Below are 18,790 nucleotides of genomic sequence, written 5' to 3'. Positions count from 1 at the left end.
GCCTTGATCTTCGATCCTCCGCTGACGACCGCAACCCTTGTGCAGCGCTACAAGCGCTTTCTCTTCGACGCCCTGTTGCCTGATGGCACGGCCATGACCGGATCCTGCCCCAACACGGGATCGATGCGCGGGCTGACGACACCCGGTTCACGCATCTGGATGTCAGAACACGACAGCCCGACGCGGAAGTACCGCCAGATGCTGGAAATCGTCGAAGCCGACGGAACGATGGTCGGCATCAATACCGGCCTGCCCAACCGGCTTGCGGAAGAAGCCATCCGGCTGGGGCTCGTTTCCGACCTGCATACCTATGAGCATAGTGCACGCGAGCAGAAATACGGACGCAACTCGCGCATCGACATTCTCCTCAGCGATCCCGAGCGCGGCCGTGCCTATGTCGAGGTCAAGAACGTGCATTTCAGCCGCTCGCCCGGTCTTTCCGAATTTCCTGACAGTCCGACCACGCGGGGGGCGAAACATCTCGACGAACTCGGTGATATGGTTGAGGCCGGTCACCGCGCGGTGATGATCTATCTCGTGCAGCGCGACGATTGTGACCGGTTGAGGATCTGCCGCGAGTTCGATCCCGCCTATGCGCGCGCATTCGACCGCGCGATGTCACGTGGGGTTGAGGCCTATGCGGTCAAATGTCAGGTTTCGCCAACGCAAATCCGCCCAACTGGATTGATGACAGTGGACGAAGCGGCCCTCGCTGCTCTATGAAATCCGACTGGAACAACTGAAAGCTTTGGAATGGTGACTTACATCGAGGCAGGGTCTGCGCCCTACAAGAACACCGGCGTAATCCGGCTCTATGGACCGGAAGGTTTCGAGGGCATGCGAAAGGCCTGCCAGGTGACTGCGCGTTGTCTGGACGAGCTCGTCTCGCGGGTACAGCCGGGCGTCACCACCGACGAGATCGACCGGTTCGTCTTCGAGTTCGGCATGGACAATGGCGCGCTGCCGGCGACGCTCAACTATCGCGGCTACACGAAATCGTCCTGCACCTCGATCAACCACGTCGTCTGCCACGGCATCCCGAACGACAAGCCGCTGCGCGAGGGCGATATCGTCAACATCGACGTCACCTACGTCGTCGATGGCTGGCATGGCGATTCGAGCCGGATGTATCCGGTCGGCGAGATCAAGCGCGCGGCCGAGCGACTGCTCGACGTCACCCACGAGAGCCTGATGCGCGGCATAGCCGCCGTGCGCCCCGGCGCCCGCACCGGCGCCATCGGTGAAGCGATCCAGGTCTATGCCGAAGCGGAGCGCTGCTCCGTCGTGCGCGATTTCTGCGGCCACGGCGTCGGCAAGCTCTTCCACGACGCGCCGAACATCCTGCACTACGGCCGCGCCAATGAAGGGCCGGAACTGCGCGAGGGCATGATCTTCACCATCGAGCCGATGATCAATCTCGGCCGCCCGCATGTGAAGGTGCTCTCGGACGGCTGGACCGCCGTGACCCGCGACCGGTCGCTGTCGGCGCAATACGAGCACACGGTCGGCGTCACCGCCGATGGCTGCGAGATCTTCACGCTTTCGCCCGCCGGGCTGTTCAAGCCCGGCGTCAGCACGCTCGGCGCCGCATGACGAAACGCTCGATCTCCCCTGACGGCGATTTTGTGCCATCGGCGGACGAGAGGACGTTTTTTCCGCAATTGCAGTTAGATAACTCGCCGGCCGCCAAGAAGGCGCCGGCACTCGAGGCGCACTATCACGGTCATCGCGATCGCCTCAGGGCGCGCTACCGCGAAAGCGGCGATGCCGCACTCGCCGACTACGAAATCCTGGAAATGTTGCTGTTTCGGCTGATCCCACGCAAGGATACCAAGCCGATCGCCAAGGCTCTGCTCGCGCGCTTCGGCACGCTCGCCGGTGTCTTCGGCGCCCCGATCGCGCTGTTGCAGGAGGTGAGCGGTATCGGCGAGGCCGTCGCCCTCGACCTCAAGCTGATCTCCACAATTGGTCACCGCACGCTGAAGAGCGAACTTCGCCAGAAGCAGCTTCTCTCGTCCTGGAGCGCCGTCATCGACTATTGCCACGCGGCGATGGCCTACGAGACGAAGGAACAGTTCCGCATCCTGTTCCTCGACAAGCGCAACACGCTGATTGCCGACGAGGTGCAGCAGAAAGGTACGATCGACCACACGCCGGTCTACCCGCGTGAAGTGGTCAAGCGCGCGCTGGAACTCTCGGCCACCGCGATCATCCTGGTCCACAACCATCCATCCGGCGATCCGACCCCGTCGCGCGCCGATATCGACATGACGAAGCTGATCGTCGAAACGGCGAAACCGCTGGGGATCGCCGTGCACGACCACATCATCATCGGCAAGGACGGCCACGTGAGCCTGAAAGGGCTGCGGCTGTTCTGAGCGCGCTGGCACCCAGCCGTTTCGCGCGGCGGAGGTAGCAGCCCGGTGGTGACGCCGCCCTGCCGCAAACAGTGGCGAAGGCGTTTACCCCAAAAAGCCGGCTTCGACAGACTCCGTCCCCGCCGAGCGTGAAGCCTCGACGACCATATGCACGAACTGCAGTTTCGCCACTGACGGTTTCGACATTACGAAGGGGTAGAAGTCCGGCTGGCCCATGCTGCGCGCCAACTCGTTAAGCACCATCGTCATTTCGATCCAGGAGTTCAACAGCGACAGAAACCCGTCGGCGCCGGTGTCGTCGGGCGCATACAAGGCGTCGCGCTCGAATGGCTCGACAATCGCTTCAAGATCCTCTGCATCGAGCCCAAAGCCGAGTGCCGTGCCCAGGCTATCGATCATATGCAGGTAATGCGCCCAAGTTTCGGCCCAGTCTTCCCAGGGATGTGTGGAAGCATAGGAACTGATGTACCGATCGGCCCAGTCTGGGGGTGCGCCATTGTCATAGTTCGCCTTCAATGCCGCCGCGTAATCGGCCCGCTCATCGCCGAACAGCGTGCGAAACGGCTCCAGCCAGGGTCCGTTGAAAACGAGCCGGTTCCAGTAGTAGTGACCGACCTCATGTCGAAGATGGCCCAGCAGCGTCCGATAGGGCTCGTAGAATTCGAGCCGCATCTTCTCACGCTGGACCGAATCCGCCTCCTCGATGTTGACCGTAATCAAACCGTCGGCATGCCCGGTCAGCACGCGCGGCCCGTTCGGTGGCGAACGCAGGAAATCGAACATCAGACCGTGTTTCTCGTCCTCGTCGACCTTGGACTTCACGGGCAAGCCGAGTGCCAGCAACTGCGACACGAGCCGTCGCTTCGCCACCTCAAGCAGACCCCAGTAGCTGGCATTGTCCTCGCGATCGAGATTCGGAATTGTCCGGTTCAGCCGGCAGGCGATGCAAAGTTCCCCCGGCTCGCTGGCCATCAGCATCCAGTTGCACTGCGCCGGCGTGTCACGGTTGCCGCAATACTTCAGCAACGGCCGTTCCTCGCCTGCGGCCCAGATACCTGGCTGTGGGCCGGGGTCGAGCGGCAGCAGCGCATCTTCACCTGGCAGATATCCGAGTGGCGCCTGGCAGCTGTTACAAAACATGTTGCCGAAAAACACGTGACTGCCACAGCGACACACAAAGGTGCGCGAGTACCGCTTGGGTACGTCGCGGTGTTTCCAGTTCGTACCGATCAGGTCGCCGAGCGTTTGCAGAAGGGTTGCCACCACATCCTCCGAGTTCGGGAATTGGTAAGGTCTGCCGGTCAGTGCTCCGGCCTAAAGCCATTTCGCGCGGCGGAAGAACCGGTAGAGCGTGCCGCAAAGACCGATGATCACTGCCAGGACGACGAAGTAGCCGTAGCGGAACTTCAGTTCCGGCATGTCGTCGAAGTTCATGCCGTAAATGCCGGCGATCGCCGTTGGCACCGCGAGGATCGCGGCCCAGGACGCGAGCTTGCGCGAGATTTCCGTCTGCTCGGATTGACCGACCATCAGGCTCGCCTCGAAGGTGAAGGCAAGAACCTCACGCAAAGCGTCGATATCCTCCTGAACGCGGCGCACGTGGTCCGTAACGTCGCGGAAGAGCGGCTGCAGTGCTGCATCCATGCCCGGTAGATCGATGTGCTCATGCCGTCGGCAGACGTCGACCAGCGGCACGACCGCGTTTCGCAGGCGCAAGAGATTGCGCCGCAGCAGATAGAGGCGTTCGATGTCGCCCTTGACCAGCCGCTCGCGCAGCAGCCGGTCTTCCAGTTCCTCGACCTCTTCGTGGATCGCCTCGATCACCGGCATGTAGTTGTCGACGATGAAATCGAGGATCGAATAGAGGATGTAGTTTTCGCCGTGGGCCAAGGCTGCAGGAGATGCTTCGCAGCGTTGGCGCACGGCCATGTAGGAGGTCGACGCGCCGTGCCGGACCGAGATGACGTAACCGCGCCCAACGAACAGATGCGTCTCGCCGAAGGCGATCTCGTCGCCAACCATATGCGCGGTGCGGGCGACGACGAAGATCGAGTCGCCATAGATCTCCAGTTTCGGCCGCTGGTGCGCCTTGCAGGCGTCCTCGATCGCCAGGTCATGCAGATCGAATTCCTGCTGGATCTGCCGCAAGAGTTCGGCATCGGGCTCATGCAGGCCGATCCAGATCACTGTGCCCGGGCGATCGCGCCACTTGCCTGCGTCTTCGATGCGGATATCGCGGACGCGCACGCCGTTCTCGTAGACCGCGGCCGCTACGACGCCCGGCTGCGGCTGCGAATGCGGCATGACGCCCTCAGCGCCAGACTGTGGCAAAGCCCTGTTCGTCAGCTCCAATCCCATCGTCAGCCTCCCAGGCAAATACGACACCGACGGGCTCCGCATGTCGTAACGAAGCCAAGCATACGCGCGCTCCCTTATATATTCTCATCCGACTGTTTCGGCTATGAAAACCACTTCATCAAACCGTGCCATTGACGGTATAGAGGCTTGCGAGCGAGAGTTTTCGCAACGCACAACGATTCCACCTTCTAACGGAAACGCCTATGAACCAGTTCGATCTCATCGTTGTCGGAAGCGGACCTGCCGGCCGCCGCGGCGCCATCCAGGCAGCCAAGCTCGGCAAGAAGGTCCTCGTCATCGAACAGGGAAAACGCGTTGGCGGCGTTTCGGTTCACACCGGTACGATTCCCTCCAAGACGCTGCGCGAAACGGCGCTCAATCTTTCGGGCTGGCGCGAGCGCGGCTTTTACGGGCGCTCCTATCGCGTCAAGCAGGAGATCAGCGCCGATGACCTCCGGCAGCGGCTGATCATCACCCTCAATCATGAAGTCGAGGTTCTCGAACATCAGTTCGCGCGCAACCGCGTGCAGCAGATGCGCGGGAAAGCCAGCTTCGTCAATCCGACCACGCTCGAAGTCGTCAAGGACGACGGCGAGACCATGCTCGTGTCCGGCACCAGCATCATGCTTGCCGTCGGTACCAAGCCCTTCCGCCCGGATTACATGCCGTTCGACGGCAAGACTGTGCTCGACAGCGATGAACTGCTCGATATCGAGACCCTGCCGCGCTCCATGGTGGTGATCGGCGCCGGCGTCGTCGGCATCGAATACGCGACGATCTTCAGCGCGCTCGACACCCAGGTGACGGTGATCGATCCGAAGACGACGATGCTCGATTTCATCGACAAGGAAATCGTCGAAGACTTCATCTACCAGTTGCGCGACCGCAACATGAAACTGCACCTCGGGCAGAAGGCCGACACGGTGGAGCGGCTCGACGATGGTAAGGTGCTGCTGACGCTCGACAACGGCCGCAAGATCACAACCGACATGGTGCTCTTTGCCGCGGGCCGCATGGGCGCCACCTATACGCTGAACCTGCCCGCAGCCGGGCTCGAAGCCGACAACCGAGGGCGCCTCAAGGTCAATCCCGAGACGTTCCAGACCTCCGTGCCCAACATCTATGCCGCCGGCGACGTCGTCGGCTTCCCGAGCCTCGCCTCAACCTCGATGGAACAGGGGCGCATCGCCGCCCGGGTCGCCATCGGCGCGATCGCGATGGAGCCGCAGAAATACTTCCCCTACGGCATCTACGCCGTGCCTGAGATCTCCACCTGCGGTCTCTCGGAAGAAGAGGTCAAGGAACGCGGCATCCCCTACGAATGCGGCATCGCCCGCTTCCGCGAGACCTCGCGCGGCCACATCATGGGGCTCGATTCCGGCCTGTTGAAGATGATCTTCTCGCTGAAGACCCGCCGCCTGCTCGGCGTGCATATCATCGGCGAAGGCGCGACAGAACTAGTGCATATCGGCCAGGCCGTGCTGAACCTCAAGGGCACGGTCGAGTACTTCGTCGAAAACACCTTCAACTACCCGACGCTGGCCGAGGCCTACAAGATCGCCGGCCTCGACGCCTGGAACCGTATGGGCGAGATCAAGCAGGAAGCGCCGAAAGCGTAAGCATCCAGCGACAGAGCTGACCGCCGTCAACGCTGACGGCGGCGGCCACGTGCCTGGAGGGCAACGATTTTGGTTCCGCGTTGCCGAACCGATCTCTCCGGGTTTGCCATCCCGCAGACCGCATCCGAAGTGCGCAGGACGCCGGCGAATCGGCTAGCTTCACCTCTCCCGATCAAGAGAGCCGAACACCATGCGCATCCTTTCGCTCAATGCCTGGGGCGGCAAGCTCCATTCGCCCTTGATGAAATATCTCGCCGATGTCGACGCCGATGTCCTGTGCCTGCAGGAGGTCGCACGATCACCGACGACCGAGGCCGAATGGCTGAGCTATCGCGATGCGGATGTGGAACTGCCGCAACGCGCCAACCTCTTCGACGAGATCGCCGCAGTACTACCGGGACATGATGGATTCTTCTGCCCGACCGCGCGAGGGACGCTCTTTTCTGGAGACACGCCCGTGGCATCGGAATTCGGTCTGGCAACATTCGTTCGGCGGGGCTATTCCGTCATCGGCCAGGCCCTCGGTTTTGTGCATGGCAGTTTTTCGCCCGACAGCTGGGGGCCGCATCCGCGTGCGCGCAACGCCCATTGCATTCGCCTGTTCGATCACGACGCCGGCACTCCCATCACCATCGCGCAGATGCACGGCCTGCGGGAGGTCGGCGGCAAGAACGACAGTCCAGCACGCCGCGCGCAGGCGGAGGCGCTGGTAGGTCTCGTCCACCAGGTCTGGCCCGGAGACGAGCGGCTGGTCGTGTGCGGTGATTTCAATGTGCTCCCCGACAGCCAAACGTTTCAGACGCTCGGCCAGTTGGGGCTCGTCGACCTCGTCGTTTCCCGCGGCCACACGGACACGCGCACGTCGCACTATCTAAAGAGCGGCCGCTTTGCCGATTACATGCTGGCAAACGGTGCAGTCAGCGTCGCTCGCTTCGATGTCGTCGCAGAGCCCGAAGTCTCCGACCATCGCGCCCTCCTCCTCGACGCTTAGCGCGCCGCGGGTTTCACTGAGCCACGAAGTCCGCTCTGGCTGAATCAAGCAGCATGCTCTCGGCCAGCGCTGGACGAAGAGCTCGCCTCCCGCAACGAAAAAGGCCCTGCCGCAAGCGGCAGGGCCTTTCGATTCCTAAGGCTTCGATCCGATTACTCGGCGCTGTCGTCAGCGGCCTTCTTCTTGGCCGGAGCCTTCTTCTTCGGAGCAGCGGCTTCTTCGCCTTCCGTGGCTTCAGCCTTGGCGGCGGCCTTCTTCTTGGCCGGAGCCTTCTTGGCAGCCTTGCCTTCAGTCTCTTCGTCGTCAGCCGTCAGCTCTTCCTTGGAAACCGTCTTGTCGGTTACCGAGATTTCGCCGAGCAGGTGGTCGACGACCTTTTCTTCGAACAGCGGAGCGCGCAGCGAAGCAGCAGCGCCGGGGGTGTTCTTGAAGTAGTCGAGGATCTGCTTCTCCTGGCCCGGGAACTGGCGGAGCTGTTCGAACAGCGAACGCTGCAGTTCGTCGTCGCTGACCTGAACGCCGGCCTTTTCACCGATTTCCGAGAGAACGAGGCCGAGGCGAACGCGACGCTCAGCGAGCTTGCGGTATTCAGCGCGGGCTTCTTCTTCGGTGGTTTCTTCGTCAGCGAAGGTCTTGCCGGCCTGCTGCAGGTCGGTGTTGATCTGGCGCCAGATGTTTTCGAATTCGGCCTCGACGAGGCGCTCCGGCGTTTCGAACTGGTAGAGTTCGTCGAGCTGGTCGAGGATCTGACGCTTGACCTTCTGACGGGTCAGGTTGCCGTACTGGCTTTCGATCTGGCCGCGGACGATTTCCTTCAGCTTGTCAGCCGATTCGAGGCCGAGCTTGGTGGCCAGTTCGTCGTTGATTTCGATGTCCTGGGCGCCAGCCACGTCCTTGACGGTGATGTCGAAGGTGGCTTCCTTGCCAGCAAGGTTTGCAGCCGGGTATTCAGCCGGGAAAGTCACGGTGATGACCTTCTCGTCGCCAGCCTTCAGGCCAACGAGCTGCTCTTCGAAGCCCGGGATGAAACGGTTGGAACCGAGAACCAGCTCAGCGTCCTCGTCCTTGCCGCCGTCGAAGGCGACGCCGTCGACCTTGCCGAGGTAATCGATGGTGACGCGGTCGCCGTTGGCGGCCTTGCCCTTCTTCGATTCGTAGCTGCGGGCGCTTTCGGCGATCTTCAGGATCTGCTCGTTGACTTCGTCTTCAGCGATCTCGACGACTTCGCGGGTCACCTTGATGCCGCTGACGTCCTTGAGTTCGATCGCCGGGATGATTTCGTAGGCAACGGTGAACTCGAGGTCGGCCTGAGCGTTGAGGATCTTGTCGGCTTCGGCCTCGTCCTCGGTCATCGCGATTTCCGGCTGGGTGGCCGACTTTTCGCCACGGCCCGACAGGATCTCGGTCGGCTTGTCGCGAACGATCTCGTTGACCAGGTCAGCCATGATCGACTTGCCGTAGACCTTCTTCAGATGCGCAACCGGCACCTTGCCGGGACGGAAGCCGTTGATCTTCACACGGTCCTTCACTTCGGCCAGACGCTCGTTCATCCGAGCTTCCATGTCCTTGGCCGGGATAACGACCTTGAGTTCGCGCTTCAGCCCTTGAGCGAGCGTTTCGATAACCTGCATGTTCAAACCTTCATTTCACGTTGACTGTGCTCTTCCCCTTCGAAAGGTCTGGCGAGCACGTGAGCCGATCCATTTGCCGGGAGTGGCTTTACGCAGTTCTGCAACCGTTTTGCAAGCAAAATGGCACTCCAGCCCCCCTCATCCTCGCAGAATCCGGACTTTGGGCGCGATCGCTGATCTGGTGCGGGTAGAGAGACTTGAACTCCCACGCCTTACGGCACCAGAACCTAAATCTGGCGTGTCTACCAATTTCACCATACCCGCGTTCAGACAATCGCACCGCCTGACCGTATTCCCGCAAGACCAACCAGCGGAATACCGCGGATAGAATGGGCATGCTGAAAGTTCAGGGCTTTCCCGAGCGCGGCGTCTCTATATCACTCGTTTTCGCGGGATCAAAGGGAAAATGCGGGAATTCCACGACCAAGCCGGTTGGCACGGCGTGCCTCAATAGAGAGGCTCCTCGTAGACCGGGCTGCCATTGACTGCGATCTCGCGGATCTGGGCCTTTCCCTTGGCGTCCACGCGGATATTGACGGAGAGCGCCTCGGCGTTGCGCGCCTCCTCCAGCGTCCGCCCCTCGCCTTCCGGCACATAGAAACGCTCGATCCCGTATTCTACATTGACGGACGAGAGCGCAGACGAGGGATAGTAGGTAAATGGCAGAGAGCGAAGGACGACGCTGTCGCCGGCAGGGCTAAGCGGCGCGAAGGACGCTTCGGTCGCCGCCCAAAAGCCGTCGAGCTGCCTTTCCAGCCGAACGTAGACCTTAGCCTCTTCCGACTGCTTCGGTGTATCGCCCTTGAACAATTCCGGCTGGAGCCTTGAAATGTCGTAGCTCAAGATCACGTAGTCGCCCCGAAGCAGATCGCGGGGATCGACAGGCACGGTCTTCAACAGCACGTCACGGCCGCTTCTGAGGATCGAGGCCCTGCTCTCGATCATATAGCCAAGTGCCGCCGTCTGTACGCCCGCAACCAGCAGGGCCGCCAGCAATGGGTTCAACCAACGGGTCTTTGCGGTGGTCATCGTGGCGCCTCCGTCCCGCGCGCATTCGCCAAGTGCCCCTCGATGCGGATGACGAGCCAGGCGATGCCGGCAACCACCAATCCGGAGATCAGGAAGAAACCGGAGGTGCCGAGCATGGAGCCGAGGGTTTCGAAGGCGAGATAGAGAAGCTCACCGGCAAAGGCGACGTAGCCGAGATAGCGCACGGCGCCGTTCTGCGCCCCGGCAAGCGCGATCCCAAGGAGGGCCACCAGCAGCGTGCCCGCCCCGGTCGCGACCTCCGTTGTCACTCCGACGGCTTCGAATTGAAGAGCGGTAAAACCGAGCAAGGCGAGCGCGAAGGAATAGAAAGCGGGTGCCGAACCGGCATCGACCGCCAGGGCGCGAAGCGGAGAGCCTGGCAGCGTCGCCGCCAGAAAGGCCACGAGGCCGAACGCCGCAAGGCCACCTGCAAAGGCAAGCGACGCGTTGTCGAGGTAAAGCCAGGCCAGCCACGACAGGACCAGCAGATAGGCGAGATGACGGGCCCGGTCGGCGGCCGTGAAGCGCACCAGCAGAACGACGATCACCGCGAGCGCCGGAACGGACCACACGCGCCAGTCCGGCGTGGCGCCGAACCCATTGTCCTGCAGCACCGTTCCGAAATAGAACCAGGCAAGCCCACCCGCAACTGCGGTCATTGCTGCTGAGCGAAATGCCAGGGCAGTGAGGACGGCGCCGGCAAACCACAGCAACGCGGCATCGGCCGCGTCACCCGACAGGTGATACATCTGCCCGATCAGCGCGATGCCGCCCCCAAAGGCGGCCACCCCCAGAACGAGGGCCGCTGCGGCAAGCGTCGTGCGGCCGGTCTGGGTCAGCCAGGCAGCGGCGAAATGAAAGCCCCAGACCAGAGCGACGATGCCGGCCACCCGCGCAAGGCGTGGCAGCGCCTCCCAGTTGGCGGCGACAAGCAGCAGGATTGAGGCGGACAACAGGAGTGCGGCGAGAATGAGCAGGACGCGCCCTGCCCGGAACGTGGACTCGCGACCGTCATATTCGGCCAGCATTGCGCGTGCTGCATTCTCCTGCAGCAGCCCCTTATCCATCCAGTGCTTGAAGTCTCGTTCGAGACGCGCGCGGTACATCCTGCCCCCAGCCTAGAATCCGATGCTTGAAATGGTCCGGTTCAGCTCCCAACTAATCACGTATCGGCGCGGAAACACAATCGCTCACTCGCGACTGCGCACCAAACCGATGAGGACGAACGAACGGCTTGCGCAATGCGCATATCTTCCATGCAGATATTGCACTGCACAAATCGATTTAAAGGTCCTATATTCAAAACATCAAAGGCGAACGAAGGCATGAAGCCAGACGGTCGCCAGCGGAAATGGCCAGCCGCCTCAGTTTGCTGAGAAAGGCCCGGGTAAAACCGACGGAATTCGGACGAGCGCACTCCTCCTCCCAGCGCTCTTCCGATCAGATTGGCAACACTCCTCCTCCCAGTTGCCAATCACCCCTAATGACGCTCGCTGGACCTCCTCCCCCAGCGGGCGTTATTCTTTTCAGCCTCCTCTCCACAAAGAAGCCTGCGTCTGCGCACCTGCACAATATTCGTGCATAAATTCGCTGCGCTCGCCCCGCGCCATGCACTGGATGCATAGGTGCCATTCTGGAACAGCGCTACCCTTCCACCCGCCTGCGTACTATCTTCAACTCATCGATCGGGGCGGCGCACTCCTCCTCCCAGCGCCCCTCGATTTGGATCGGCGACACTCCTCCTCCCGGTTGCCGATCGGAACAAAGCGACGCTCGCTGGATCTCCTCCCCCAGCGGGCGTTGTTTGTTTTTGGCCCTCACATTTCGGGCAGCTTTCCAGCCACGACAACTCGATTGCGCCGCGCGTTTTAGGCGCCAGCCGCGAACACGCCATCGCGTAGAGGCTTGCACGGCCTGCATGGGTGCGATGCAGCATTGTCTCTGTAACTTCTGCTCAAAAAGATTATATTTCAGAGCATCAGATGACGGCCAGCAAGAGAGATGAGCGCTGGCACACGACCCTAGAAAGGATAGGATCATGAACCTCGCACGTTCTTTCAACAATTGGCGCAAGTATCGTCAGACCTGCAACGAACTCGGCCGTATGACCGACCGCGAACTGTCTGACCTCGGCATCGGCCGTGGCGACATCCCGTACGTTGCTCGCCAGGCGATCAAGTAATTCAGGCAGCGCGTCAAGCGCAACCGACCTCCAAGTAAGACGCCCTCCGGTTCATTCCGGGGGGCGTTTTCTTTTGTCGCAGCGAGTACGATCCAGGTGACGCCTTCGCACTTGCGAGAGGCACCGGATGCTTCGCCATCTGCGACTGCCCATGCGGCCGAACCGCGTCCATCGACAGACGCTGCGTCCTTGCTCAGCATCGGCTCGTAAGTCCCTTTGAAAACAATCGCTTATCAACGGGCAATTAAGATTTTAATCAATCATTAATCGATGCCGCCTTTTGAAGCGGTGCCCATCTATGCGGCGATGCACTGCACAAATGCATAGCAGCTGCATTTTCTTTGCACTCCACCTTCTAATTAGACAAGCGTATAAGAACCTCAACGACGCAGACAGATGGCTGTCGCGACAACCTGATTTTGAGGAAATGACCATGAACCCGATTCGTATCGCAAAAAGCTGGATCAACTACCGCCGCACCGTCAGCGAGCTCGGCAACCTGTCGAACCACGCTCTCAATGACATCGGCATCACCCGTTACGACATCCGCAACATTGCGGCCCGTTCCTTCCGTTAATCGGAACGAACGACCAGGACTTCCAAGACGGCGCCTTCAGGGCGCCGTTTTCGTTTATAGGCGTTGGAACGAAAGGCCGAGCCGTGATAGGAAGCCGGCCATGAGCAAAGACACTTCTTCCCACTCCCCCATCCACGTCATCGGCGGCGGCCTTGCCGGATCGGAAGCCGCCTGGCAGATCGCCGAAGCCGGCGTACCGGTCATCCTGCATGAGATGCGCGGCGTGCGCGGCACTGACGCGCACAAGACCGACGGCCTTGCCGAACTCGTCTGTTCCAATTCCTTCCGCTCGGATGACGCGACCAGCAACGCGGTTGGCGTGCTGCATGCGGAAATGCGCCTTGCCGGCTCGCTGATCATGAAATCCGCCGACGCCAACCAGGTGCCTGCGGGCGGTGCGCTTGCGGTCGACCGTGACGGCTTCTCCGACGCGGTCAGCGCGGCGATCGCCGCTCATCCGCTGATCACGGTGGTGCGCGAAGAAGTCACCGGTCTGCCGCCGAAAGATTGGGATCTCGCCGTCATCGCGACCGGCCCGCTGACCGCACCCGGTCTTGCCGAAGCGATCCGCGCGGAAACGGGCGCCGATGCGCTCGCCTTCTTCGACGCCATCGCGCCGATCGTCTATACCGAGACGATCGACATGGACATCTGCTGGTTTCAGTCGCGCTACGACAAGGTCGGCCCCGGCGGAACCGGTAAGGACTATATCAACTGCCCGATGACCGAGGAGCAGTACAATGCCTTCGTCGATGCGTTGATCGCCGGCGACAAGACCGGCTTCAAGGAATGGGAAGGCACGCCCTATTTCGACGGCTGCCTGCCGATCGAGGTGATGGCGGAACGCGGCCGCGAGACGCTGCGCCACGGGCCTATGAAGCCGATGGGCCTCACCAATGCCCATAACCCCACCGTCAAGCCCTATGCCGTCGTACAGCTGCGCCAGGACAATGCGCTCGGCACGCTCTACAACATGGTCGGCTTCCAGACGAAGCTGAAGTATGGCGCTCAGGCCGAAGTCTTCCGCATGATTCCCGGCCTCGAGAATGCCGAATTCGCCCGTCTCGGCGGCCTGCACCGCAACACCTACATCAACTCGCCGACACTGCTCGACGGAACGCTGACGCTGAAGTCGCGGCCGGGCCTGCGCTTTGCCGGACAGATCACCGGCTGCGAAGGTTATGTCGAAAGCGCCAGCATTGGCCTGCTCGCTGGCCGCTTCGCCGCTGCCGAACGCAAGGGCGAGACTTTGGCGACCCCGCCGGCGACCACCGCCTTCGGCGCATTGCTCAACCACATCACCGGCGGCCACATCGTTTCCGACGATGAACCGGGCAAGCGCTCTTTCCAGCCGATGAACGTCAATTTCGGCCTGTTCCCGCCGCTCGATCCGGGCGCGATCACCAAGCCGGAAGGCGTCAAGCGCTTCCGTGGTAAGGAAAAGGCAGTCGCCAAGAAGCAGGCGACGGCGTCGCGCGCGCTCGCTGATTGCGCCGCCTGGCTCGGCAAGTCCGCCTGACAGGCGGACGCGCATTTGTTCCACGACAAAAGGCCCGCCTGCAGTGATGCAAGCGGGCCTTTTCTTATGGAAGAACGCGGTGAGAGCTACTCGGTCGCCTGTGCCGTATGCGGCGGCTCGGCGGCGGGCTGCTCGAACTCCGATTTCGGACTGAAGCTGCCGAGCAGCCAGAGCGAAACCTCGGCCGCCTCGCCGGCGCTCTGAAACTCGAAGTCGTTGTCGAGATAAGCAAAATCGGGGAAATGCACGATGAGGCCGCGGCCGGTCTCGGAGCTATTGACCCGAACCTTTCCGGGCTGGATCACGTGGCAGACATAGTGGGTGCCGTGCGACTGGATGAAGCCCGCCTTGCCGTCATGCAGCCGCAGGAAGATCGCCGTGCGGTCCGCCGTCGAGTGCAGCGCCCGGATCGCCTCGTCCGGAAAGGCACGCCCGAACTCCACCATCGCAGAGCCGGCATCGGGATTGTCCCAGTCCCGCTCGGCGCGGGCGTTCATCCACATGTAGAATGCGCCGACCAAGACGATGACGGCGATGAGCAATAACCAAAGCATCCGCGGGCGCTCCCCTTCGCTCGGCATGACGCCGATAAAGCGCTTCTATACGCTGCGAGGCTTGCGCCAATTTGTCGTCACGGCGTGTGCGTCCGCGCCAAAGCCCCGAGCAGACCGAACCTCTGACGTATCAGAAGCGGCGGCGCCGTGCCGCACGCCACATCCACCATTGCCGTTGCCATTGGGCCGGGCGGATGGGCTTCTGCAGAAGCCCGGCGCCCGCAGCCTCCGCGCGGTTGAGGATAGGCTCGACAAGCGCAAGCGGTATGAAGGCGGGGAAATTCGACGGCGCGATCGCTGCCATCTGCGCACGCGCCCTGGCGAGATGATCTCGCCCGAAGCCCGCGAAGGCCCGGATCGCCTGGCTGATCGCGGCGCTGTCTTGGCCGGCGATCAGCGTTTCGCGATCGAGACCGGTGGCGCGCAGCAGTTCGGCCGGCAGGTAGACCTGGCCACGGCGCAAATGCAGCGGCAACAGCATGAGGAGGCCCGCGACCGTCTGCGCGACACCGCCGTGACCGGCGACTTCGGCCGATTTCGCGGCATTCTCTGGATCAAGGACCAGGGATGAGAGCTGGATCAGCGCCGAGGCGGTCTCGCCGGCATAGCCCTCGAGCGCCGAACGGTCTTCCATCGGATCGTCGTAGAGATCGAAGATCCGGGCATCGATCATGTTCTCGAACACGGAGACCGGCAGCCGATGCGCGCGAATGCAGCCAAGGAGCGCTTCAGCGAGCGGATGCCCTTCTCCGGTCGACGCGTCGTTGCCGATGAGGTCCCGCCACCATTGCATGCGGATCTCACCGGGGATCGGCTCGTGCACGAGATCGCGGATGCGGGCGATCTCCGCACTGAAGGCATAGAGTGCGGCAAGCGCGGGCTGCTTGTCGGCAGGCGCAAGCAGGCAGGCGAGATAGCGGTCGCGGTCCGTGTCCCGCAGGTCAGCCAGAATCTGGGCAGAATTGTCGTGCACGTCGTCTTCCCCAAGCCCGATCAGACCGCGATCAGTGCGACGGCGACTGCGCGCGATTCGGCCAGCATCACATTGTAGGTGCGGACAGCGGCCCCGGTGCTCATGGGATCCGACGATATGTTGGCGGCGCGTAAAGCTGTCTTCACATCGGCCGGCAGCGGGCGAATGTCCTTGCCGGTGCCGACCAGCAGCACCTCAATGTCCTTCGCCTCATCAACGACCTTGTAGAACTTCTCGACCGTCAGCGCATCGCCCTCCGCGACGTCCCATGCATAGACGCCCGAGGGCAGCATCAGGATCGAGCCACGATGCGACATGTCTGCGAAGCGAAAGCCACCATTGCCGTAGGCATCGATGGGCGCACGTCCCGGAAAATGGGCTTCGCGAATTTCAATTCCCTTTGGCATTTCAAACAGCACCCTTTGCCGCGCCCGCCGCACCCGTATCCGCGCCGGAGGCGTTCTCGTCCCCCGGAATGTGGTCGGTGCGCTTTCTGAAGAGGATGAGGATCGGCCCGGCGATGTAAATGGACGAGATCGTTCCGACGATAACGCCAAACAGCATTGTAACACTGAAGGCGCGGATAAGGCCGCCACCGAAGAGATAAAGCGCTGTCAGTGCCAGAACGGTCGTCAGCGCTGTCAGGATGGTGCGCGACAGTGTCTGGTTGATCGACGTATCGATCAGCACCGACAACGGCATGCGCTTGTAGCGTGCAAGGTTTTCGCGGATGCGATCGTAGATGACGACCGTGTCGTTCAGCGAGTAGCCGACGATCGTCAGAACCGCGGCAATGCTGCCGAGATTGAACTCGATGCCGGTCAGCACGAGGAAACCGATCGTCAGCAGGACGTCGTGCGTCGTGGCAATGATCGCGCCGACGGCGAAGCGCCACTCGAAGCGCAGCCACACATAGAGCAGGATAGCCAGGAACGAAACAGCAAGCCCGATAGTGCCGGCGCGTGTGAGTTCGCCGGATACGACGGGGCCGACCACCTCGACGCGGCGGAAATCATACTCGTCCGAAAGTTCCGACCGGATGACGCCGGCGGCCGTCTGCTCGGCGTTGTCTCCCGCCTCCTGCGACGGTACCCGCACCAGAACGTCCTCGCCCGAGCCGAGCTGCTGCACCTGGACCTCGCCGAAATTCAGCTCGTCGAGGCGCGCCCGAAGATCGGCGACATCGACCGGTCCGCCTTTGGAATGCAGCTCGATGATCGAGCCGCCCTTGAAGTCGACGCCGAGATTGAGCCCGATGCCGGCAAGCAGCAGGACGGAGGCGAGCGACAGCGCCGCCATCAGGATGAAGACCGGGTTGCGGATCCGCATGAAGCGGATATCCAGGTCGCTGAAGCGGCCGGTCCGAATACCCTTCGGCAAGCGTTCCGACTTCCATTGGCGCAGCCAGCGCTTCACGATCAGGCGGGTGACCGTGTAAGCGGTGAAGAGCGTCGTCACGCTACCGATCGCAAGCGTAACGGCAAAGCCGCGCACCGATCCGGAGCCAAGATAAAAGAGGATGGCGCTCGCAATCAGCATCGTCAGGTTGGCATCGAAGATGCTGCTGAAGACACGCGAAAAGGCGTTGTTGATGGTGCGCCGCAGCGGCTCGGCGCCGCGAACCTCTTCACGCAGGCGCTCGTAGATCAGCACGTTCGAATCCACGGCCACGCCGATCGTCAGAATGATGCCGGCAATGCCCGGAAGGGTCAGCGTCGCGCCCGAAAGGGAAAGCGCCGCGATAATCAGGACAATGTTCAGGGCGAGCGCAATGACCGCAAAGACGCCGAAGACGCCGTAGAAAAAGATCATCGATGCGGCGACTGCGACAGCCGCAACCAGACCCGCCTTCAGGCCGTCTGCGATGGCGTCGCCACCGACGCCGGGGCCGACCGTTCGCTCTTCGACGAAGGTCAGGGGCGTCGCGAGCGGCCCTGTGCGCACGAGAGCGGCAAGGTCGGTCGCACCTTCGGTCGGCAGGTCTGCGGAGATGCGCAAGGTGTCGCTGTTGACAGCCTCCGACAGCTTGAGCGTCGCGATGACCTGTCCATCGAGAACGATCGCTGCATCCTTTGGCGGCTGCTGCGCCGCAAGGGCGGCAACACGCTGCTGCGAAGCGGTATCGATCTTGATGGCGACCGACGCGCTTTCGCCGGAAGCATCAGGTTCCGGCTGGGCTGCAACAAAATTCGCCGCTGCAAGCAGCGGTGCCTTTTCGACGAGATAGGGCACTGGCGGGTCGTCGAAGGAATATAGGACTTCCGTGCCGGACGGAGGCTGGCCCTCCACGGCGCGTTGCACGGGCACGGAGGTATCCAGCATCCGCAGGGCCAGGTTGGCCCTTTGGCTGAGCAGATCCTTCAACCGCTGCGGATCGCCGAGGCCAGGCACCTGCACGATCAGCCGGTCATCGCCACGGCGCTGGATCAGCGGCTCGATGGCGCCAACTTCGGCGACGCGGCGGCGCACGACGTCGATGGACTGCGCCACGGCCAGCGAGAGCCGGTAGTCGATGCCTTCGTCCGTGAGGCGCAGGCGAACCAGTTCATCCGGTTCTGCACTGTCGAACACGACCTCGGAAATCGGCTCGGAGCCGAACCCCCCGATATCGACGGGCGCCGTCAGCGGCCTCAGCCGCTCGCGAGCGGCAGAGAGTTGCGACCGGTCGCGAACGCGGAAGGCGATCGACTGGCCTTCGCCGGAAAGGCCGATATAGGCGATGTCGGCATCGCGCAGCGATTTGCCGACCTCGTTGGCGATCGTCTCGAGCCGTTCAGCGACGATGTCGCTGCGCGCCGCCCGCAGCATGAAATGGGAGCCACCCTGGAGATCGAGCCCGAGCGCCACCTGGCGATGGGGCAGCCAAGACGGAAGTTCGGCTGCCTCTTCCCGGCTTAGAACGTTCGGCAGCGCAAAGGCGATGCCGGCAAGTGCCACCAACCAGACGAGGATACGTTTCAACGGCGGTAATCTGCGCAT

The 18,790-nt window shown here is 62.1% G+C and carries 17 protein-coding genes and 1 tRNA gene; 8 read left to right on the top strand and 10 right to left on the bottom strand.

All coding sequences use genetic code 11. The annotated features are described in order from the left end of the window. Positions 1-3 precede the first annotated feature (3 nt). The 3 genes from sfsA to radC are packed head-to-tail and all read left to right on the top strand — an operon-like array spanning position 4 to position 2,378. Positions 4-723 carry a DNA/RNA nuclease SfsA gene (sfsA, locus tag ASD63_RS27350; protein ID WP_034796581.1) on the top strand — a complete coding sequence of 240 codons (720 nt, stop codon included), beginning with the start codon at positions 4-6 and terminating at the stop codon, positions 721-723. A 30-nt stretch (positions 724-753) separates the two neighbouring features. Beyond that, positions 754-1,593: a type I methionyl aminopeptidase gene (map, locus tag ASD63_RS27345; RefSeq protein WP_034796583.1), complete on the top strand. Its 840-nt coding sequence runs from the start codon at positions 754-756 to the stop codon at positions 1,591-1,593. Then, positions 1,590-2,378, top strand: coding sequence for a DNA repair protein RadC (gene radC, locus ASD63_RS27340; RefSeq protein WP_034796585.1), 789 nt, complete (start codon positions 1,590-1,592; stop codon positions 2,376-2,378). The genes map and radC overlap by 4 nt, the downstream gene beginning before the upstream one ends. A gap of 84 nt (positions 2,379-2,462) precedes the next feature. On the opposite strand, the gene ASD63_RS27335 is transcribed toward radC, so the two are convergent. After that, complete coding sequence (locus ASD63_RS27335) at positions 2,463-3,641, bottom strand: putative zinc-binding metallopeptidase (RefSeq protein WP_034796587.1); 1,179 nt, start codon at positions 3,639-3,641, stop codon at positions 2,463-2,465. 51 nt (positions 3,642-3,692) lie between these two features. Further along, positions 3,693-4,682, bottom strand: a complete 990-nt coding sequence (locus tag ASD63_RS27330) for a magnesium and cobalt transport protein CorA (RefSeq protein ID WP_226020709.1) — start codon at positions 4,680-4,682, stop codon at positions 3,693-3,695. Between the two features lie 257 nt (positions 4,683-4,939). On the opposite strand from ASD63_RS27330, the gene sthA reads away from it, so the two are divergent. Both sthA and ASD63_RS27320 read left to right on the top strand, forming a co-directional pair. Beyond that, positions 4,940-6,355 carry a Si-specific NAD(P)(+) transhydrogenase gene (gene sthA / locus ASD63_RS27325; protein ID WP_060530027.1) on the top strand — a complete coding sequence of 472 codons (1,416 nt, stop codon included), beginning with the start codon at positions 4,940-4,942 and terminating at the stop codon, positions 6,353-6,355. Positions 6,356-6,545: 190 nt separating this feature from the next. Further along, entirely contained in the window at positions 6,546-7,346 is an 801-nt protein-coding gene (locus tag ASD63_RS27320) for an endonuclease/exonuclease/phosphatase family protein (protein WP_060530026.1), read from the top strand. A gap of 152 nt (positions 7,347-7,498) precedes the next feature. On the opposite strand, the gene tig is transcribed toward ASD63_RS27320, so the two are convergent. From tig to ASD63_RS27300, 4 genes are all read right to left on the bottom strand, one after another. After that, a complete protein-coding gene (gene tig / locus ASD63_RS27315) occupies positions 7,499-8,977 on the bottom strand; it encodes a trigger factor (protein WP_034796594.1) in 1,479 nt (492 codons plus the stop codon). A 179-nt stretch (positions 8,978-9,156) separates the two neighbouring features. Continuing rightward, positions 9,157-9,241 (bottom strand) — tRNA-Leu (locus ASD63_RS27310). A gap of 183 nt (positions 9,242-9,424) precedes the next feature. Then, complete coding sequence (locus ASD63_RS27305; RefSeq protein ID WP_034796596.1) at positions 9,425-10,006, bottom strand: GDYXXLXY domain-containing protein; 582 nt, start codon at positions 10,004-10,006, stop codon at positions 9,425-9,427. Then, entirely contained in the window at positions 10,003-11,112 is a 1,110-nt protein-coding gene (locus ASD63_RS27300; protein ID WP_034796598.1) for a DUF2157 domain-containing protein, read from the bottom strand. The genes ASD63_RS27305 and ASD63_RS27300 overlap by 4 nt, the downstream gene beginning before the upstream one ends. A 932-nt stretch (positions 11,113-12,044) precedes the next feature. Here ASD63_RS27300 and ASD63_RS34565 point away from each other — a divergent pair. The 3 genes from ASD63_RS34565 (at position 12,045) to trmFO (ending at position 14,284) form a co-directional block, all read left to right on the top strand. Continuing rightward, positions 12,045-12,188: a DUF1127 domain-containing protein gene (locus tag ASD63_RS34565; RefSeq protein WP_064816990.1), complete on the top strand. Its 144-nt coding sequence runs from the start codon at positions 12,045-12,047 to the stop codon at positions 12,186-12,188. A 433-nt stretch (positions 12,189-12,621) separates the two neighbouring features. Next, on the top strand, positions 12,622-12,765 hold the full coding sequence (locus ASD63_RS36825; protein ID WP_064816989.1) for a DUF1127 domain-containing protein: 144 nt from the start codon (positions 12,622-12,624) through the stop codon (positions 12,763-12,765). A 100-nt stretch (positions 12,766-12,865) separates the two neighbouring features. Further along, entirely contained in the window at positions 12,866-14,284 is a 1,419-nt protein-coding gene (gene trmFO / locus ASD63_RS27295; protein WP_034796601.1) for a methylenetetrahydrofolate--tRNA-(uracil(54)-C(5))-methyltransferase (FADH(2)-oxidizing) TrmFO, read from the top strand. A gap of 86 nt (positions 14,285-14,370) precedes the next feature. Here the strand turns inward: trmFO and ASD63_RS27290 are convergent, their stop codons facing one another. The 4 genes from ASD63_RS27290 to secDF form a co-directional block, all read right to left on the bottom strand. After that, entirely contained in the window at positions 14,371-14,838 is a 468-nt protein-coding gene (locus ASD63_RS27290) for a hypothetical protein (protein ID WP_034796603.1), read from the bottom strand. A 130-nt stretch (positions 14,839-14,968) separates the two neighbouring features. Beyond that, positions 14,969-15,811: a phytoene/squalene synthase family protein gene (locus ASD63_RS27285; protein WP_060530025.1), complete on the bottom strand. Its 843-nt coding sequence runs from the start codon at positions 15,809-15,811 to the stop codon at positions 14,969-14,971. Between the two features lie 20 nt (positions 15,812-15,831). Beyond that, positions 15,832-16,218 (bottom strand): Mth938-like domain-containing protein, encoded by a 387-nt coding sequence (locus ASD63_RS27280; protein WP_034796607.1) that lies wholly within the window; start codon positions 16,216-16,218, stop codon positions 15,832-15,834. Between the two features lies 1 nt (position 16,219). Beyond that, on the bottom strand, positions 16,220-18,790 hold the full coding sequence (gene secDF, locus ASD63_RS27275) for a protein translocase subunit SecDF (RefSeq protein WP_034796609.1): 2,571 nt from the start codon (positions 18,788-18,790) through the stop codon (positions 16,220-16,222).

This window comes from Ensifer sp. Root558, assembly GCF_001427045.1.
Taxonomy (GTDB): domain Bacteria; phylum Pseudomonadota; class Alphaproteobacteria; order Rhizobiales; family Rhizobiaceae; genus Ensifer; species Ensifer adhaerens.
This window is presented reverse-complemented; position numbering and strand designations above follow the sequence as displayed.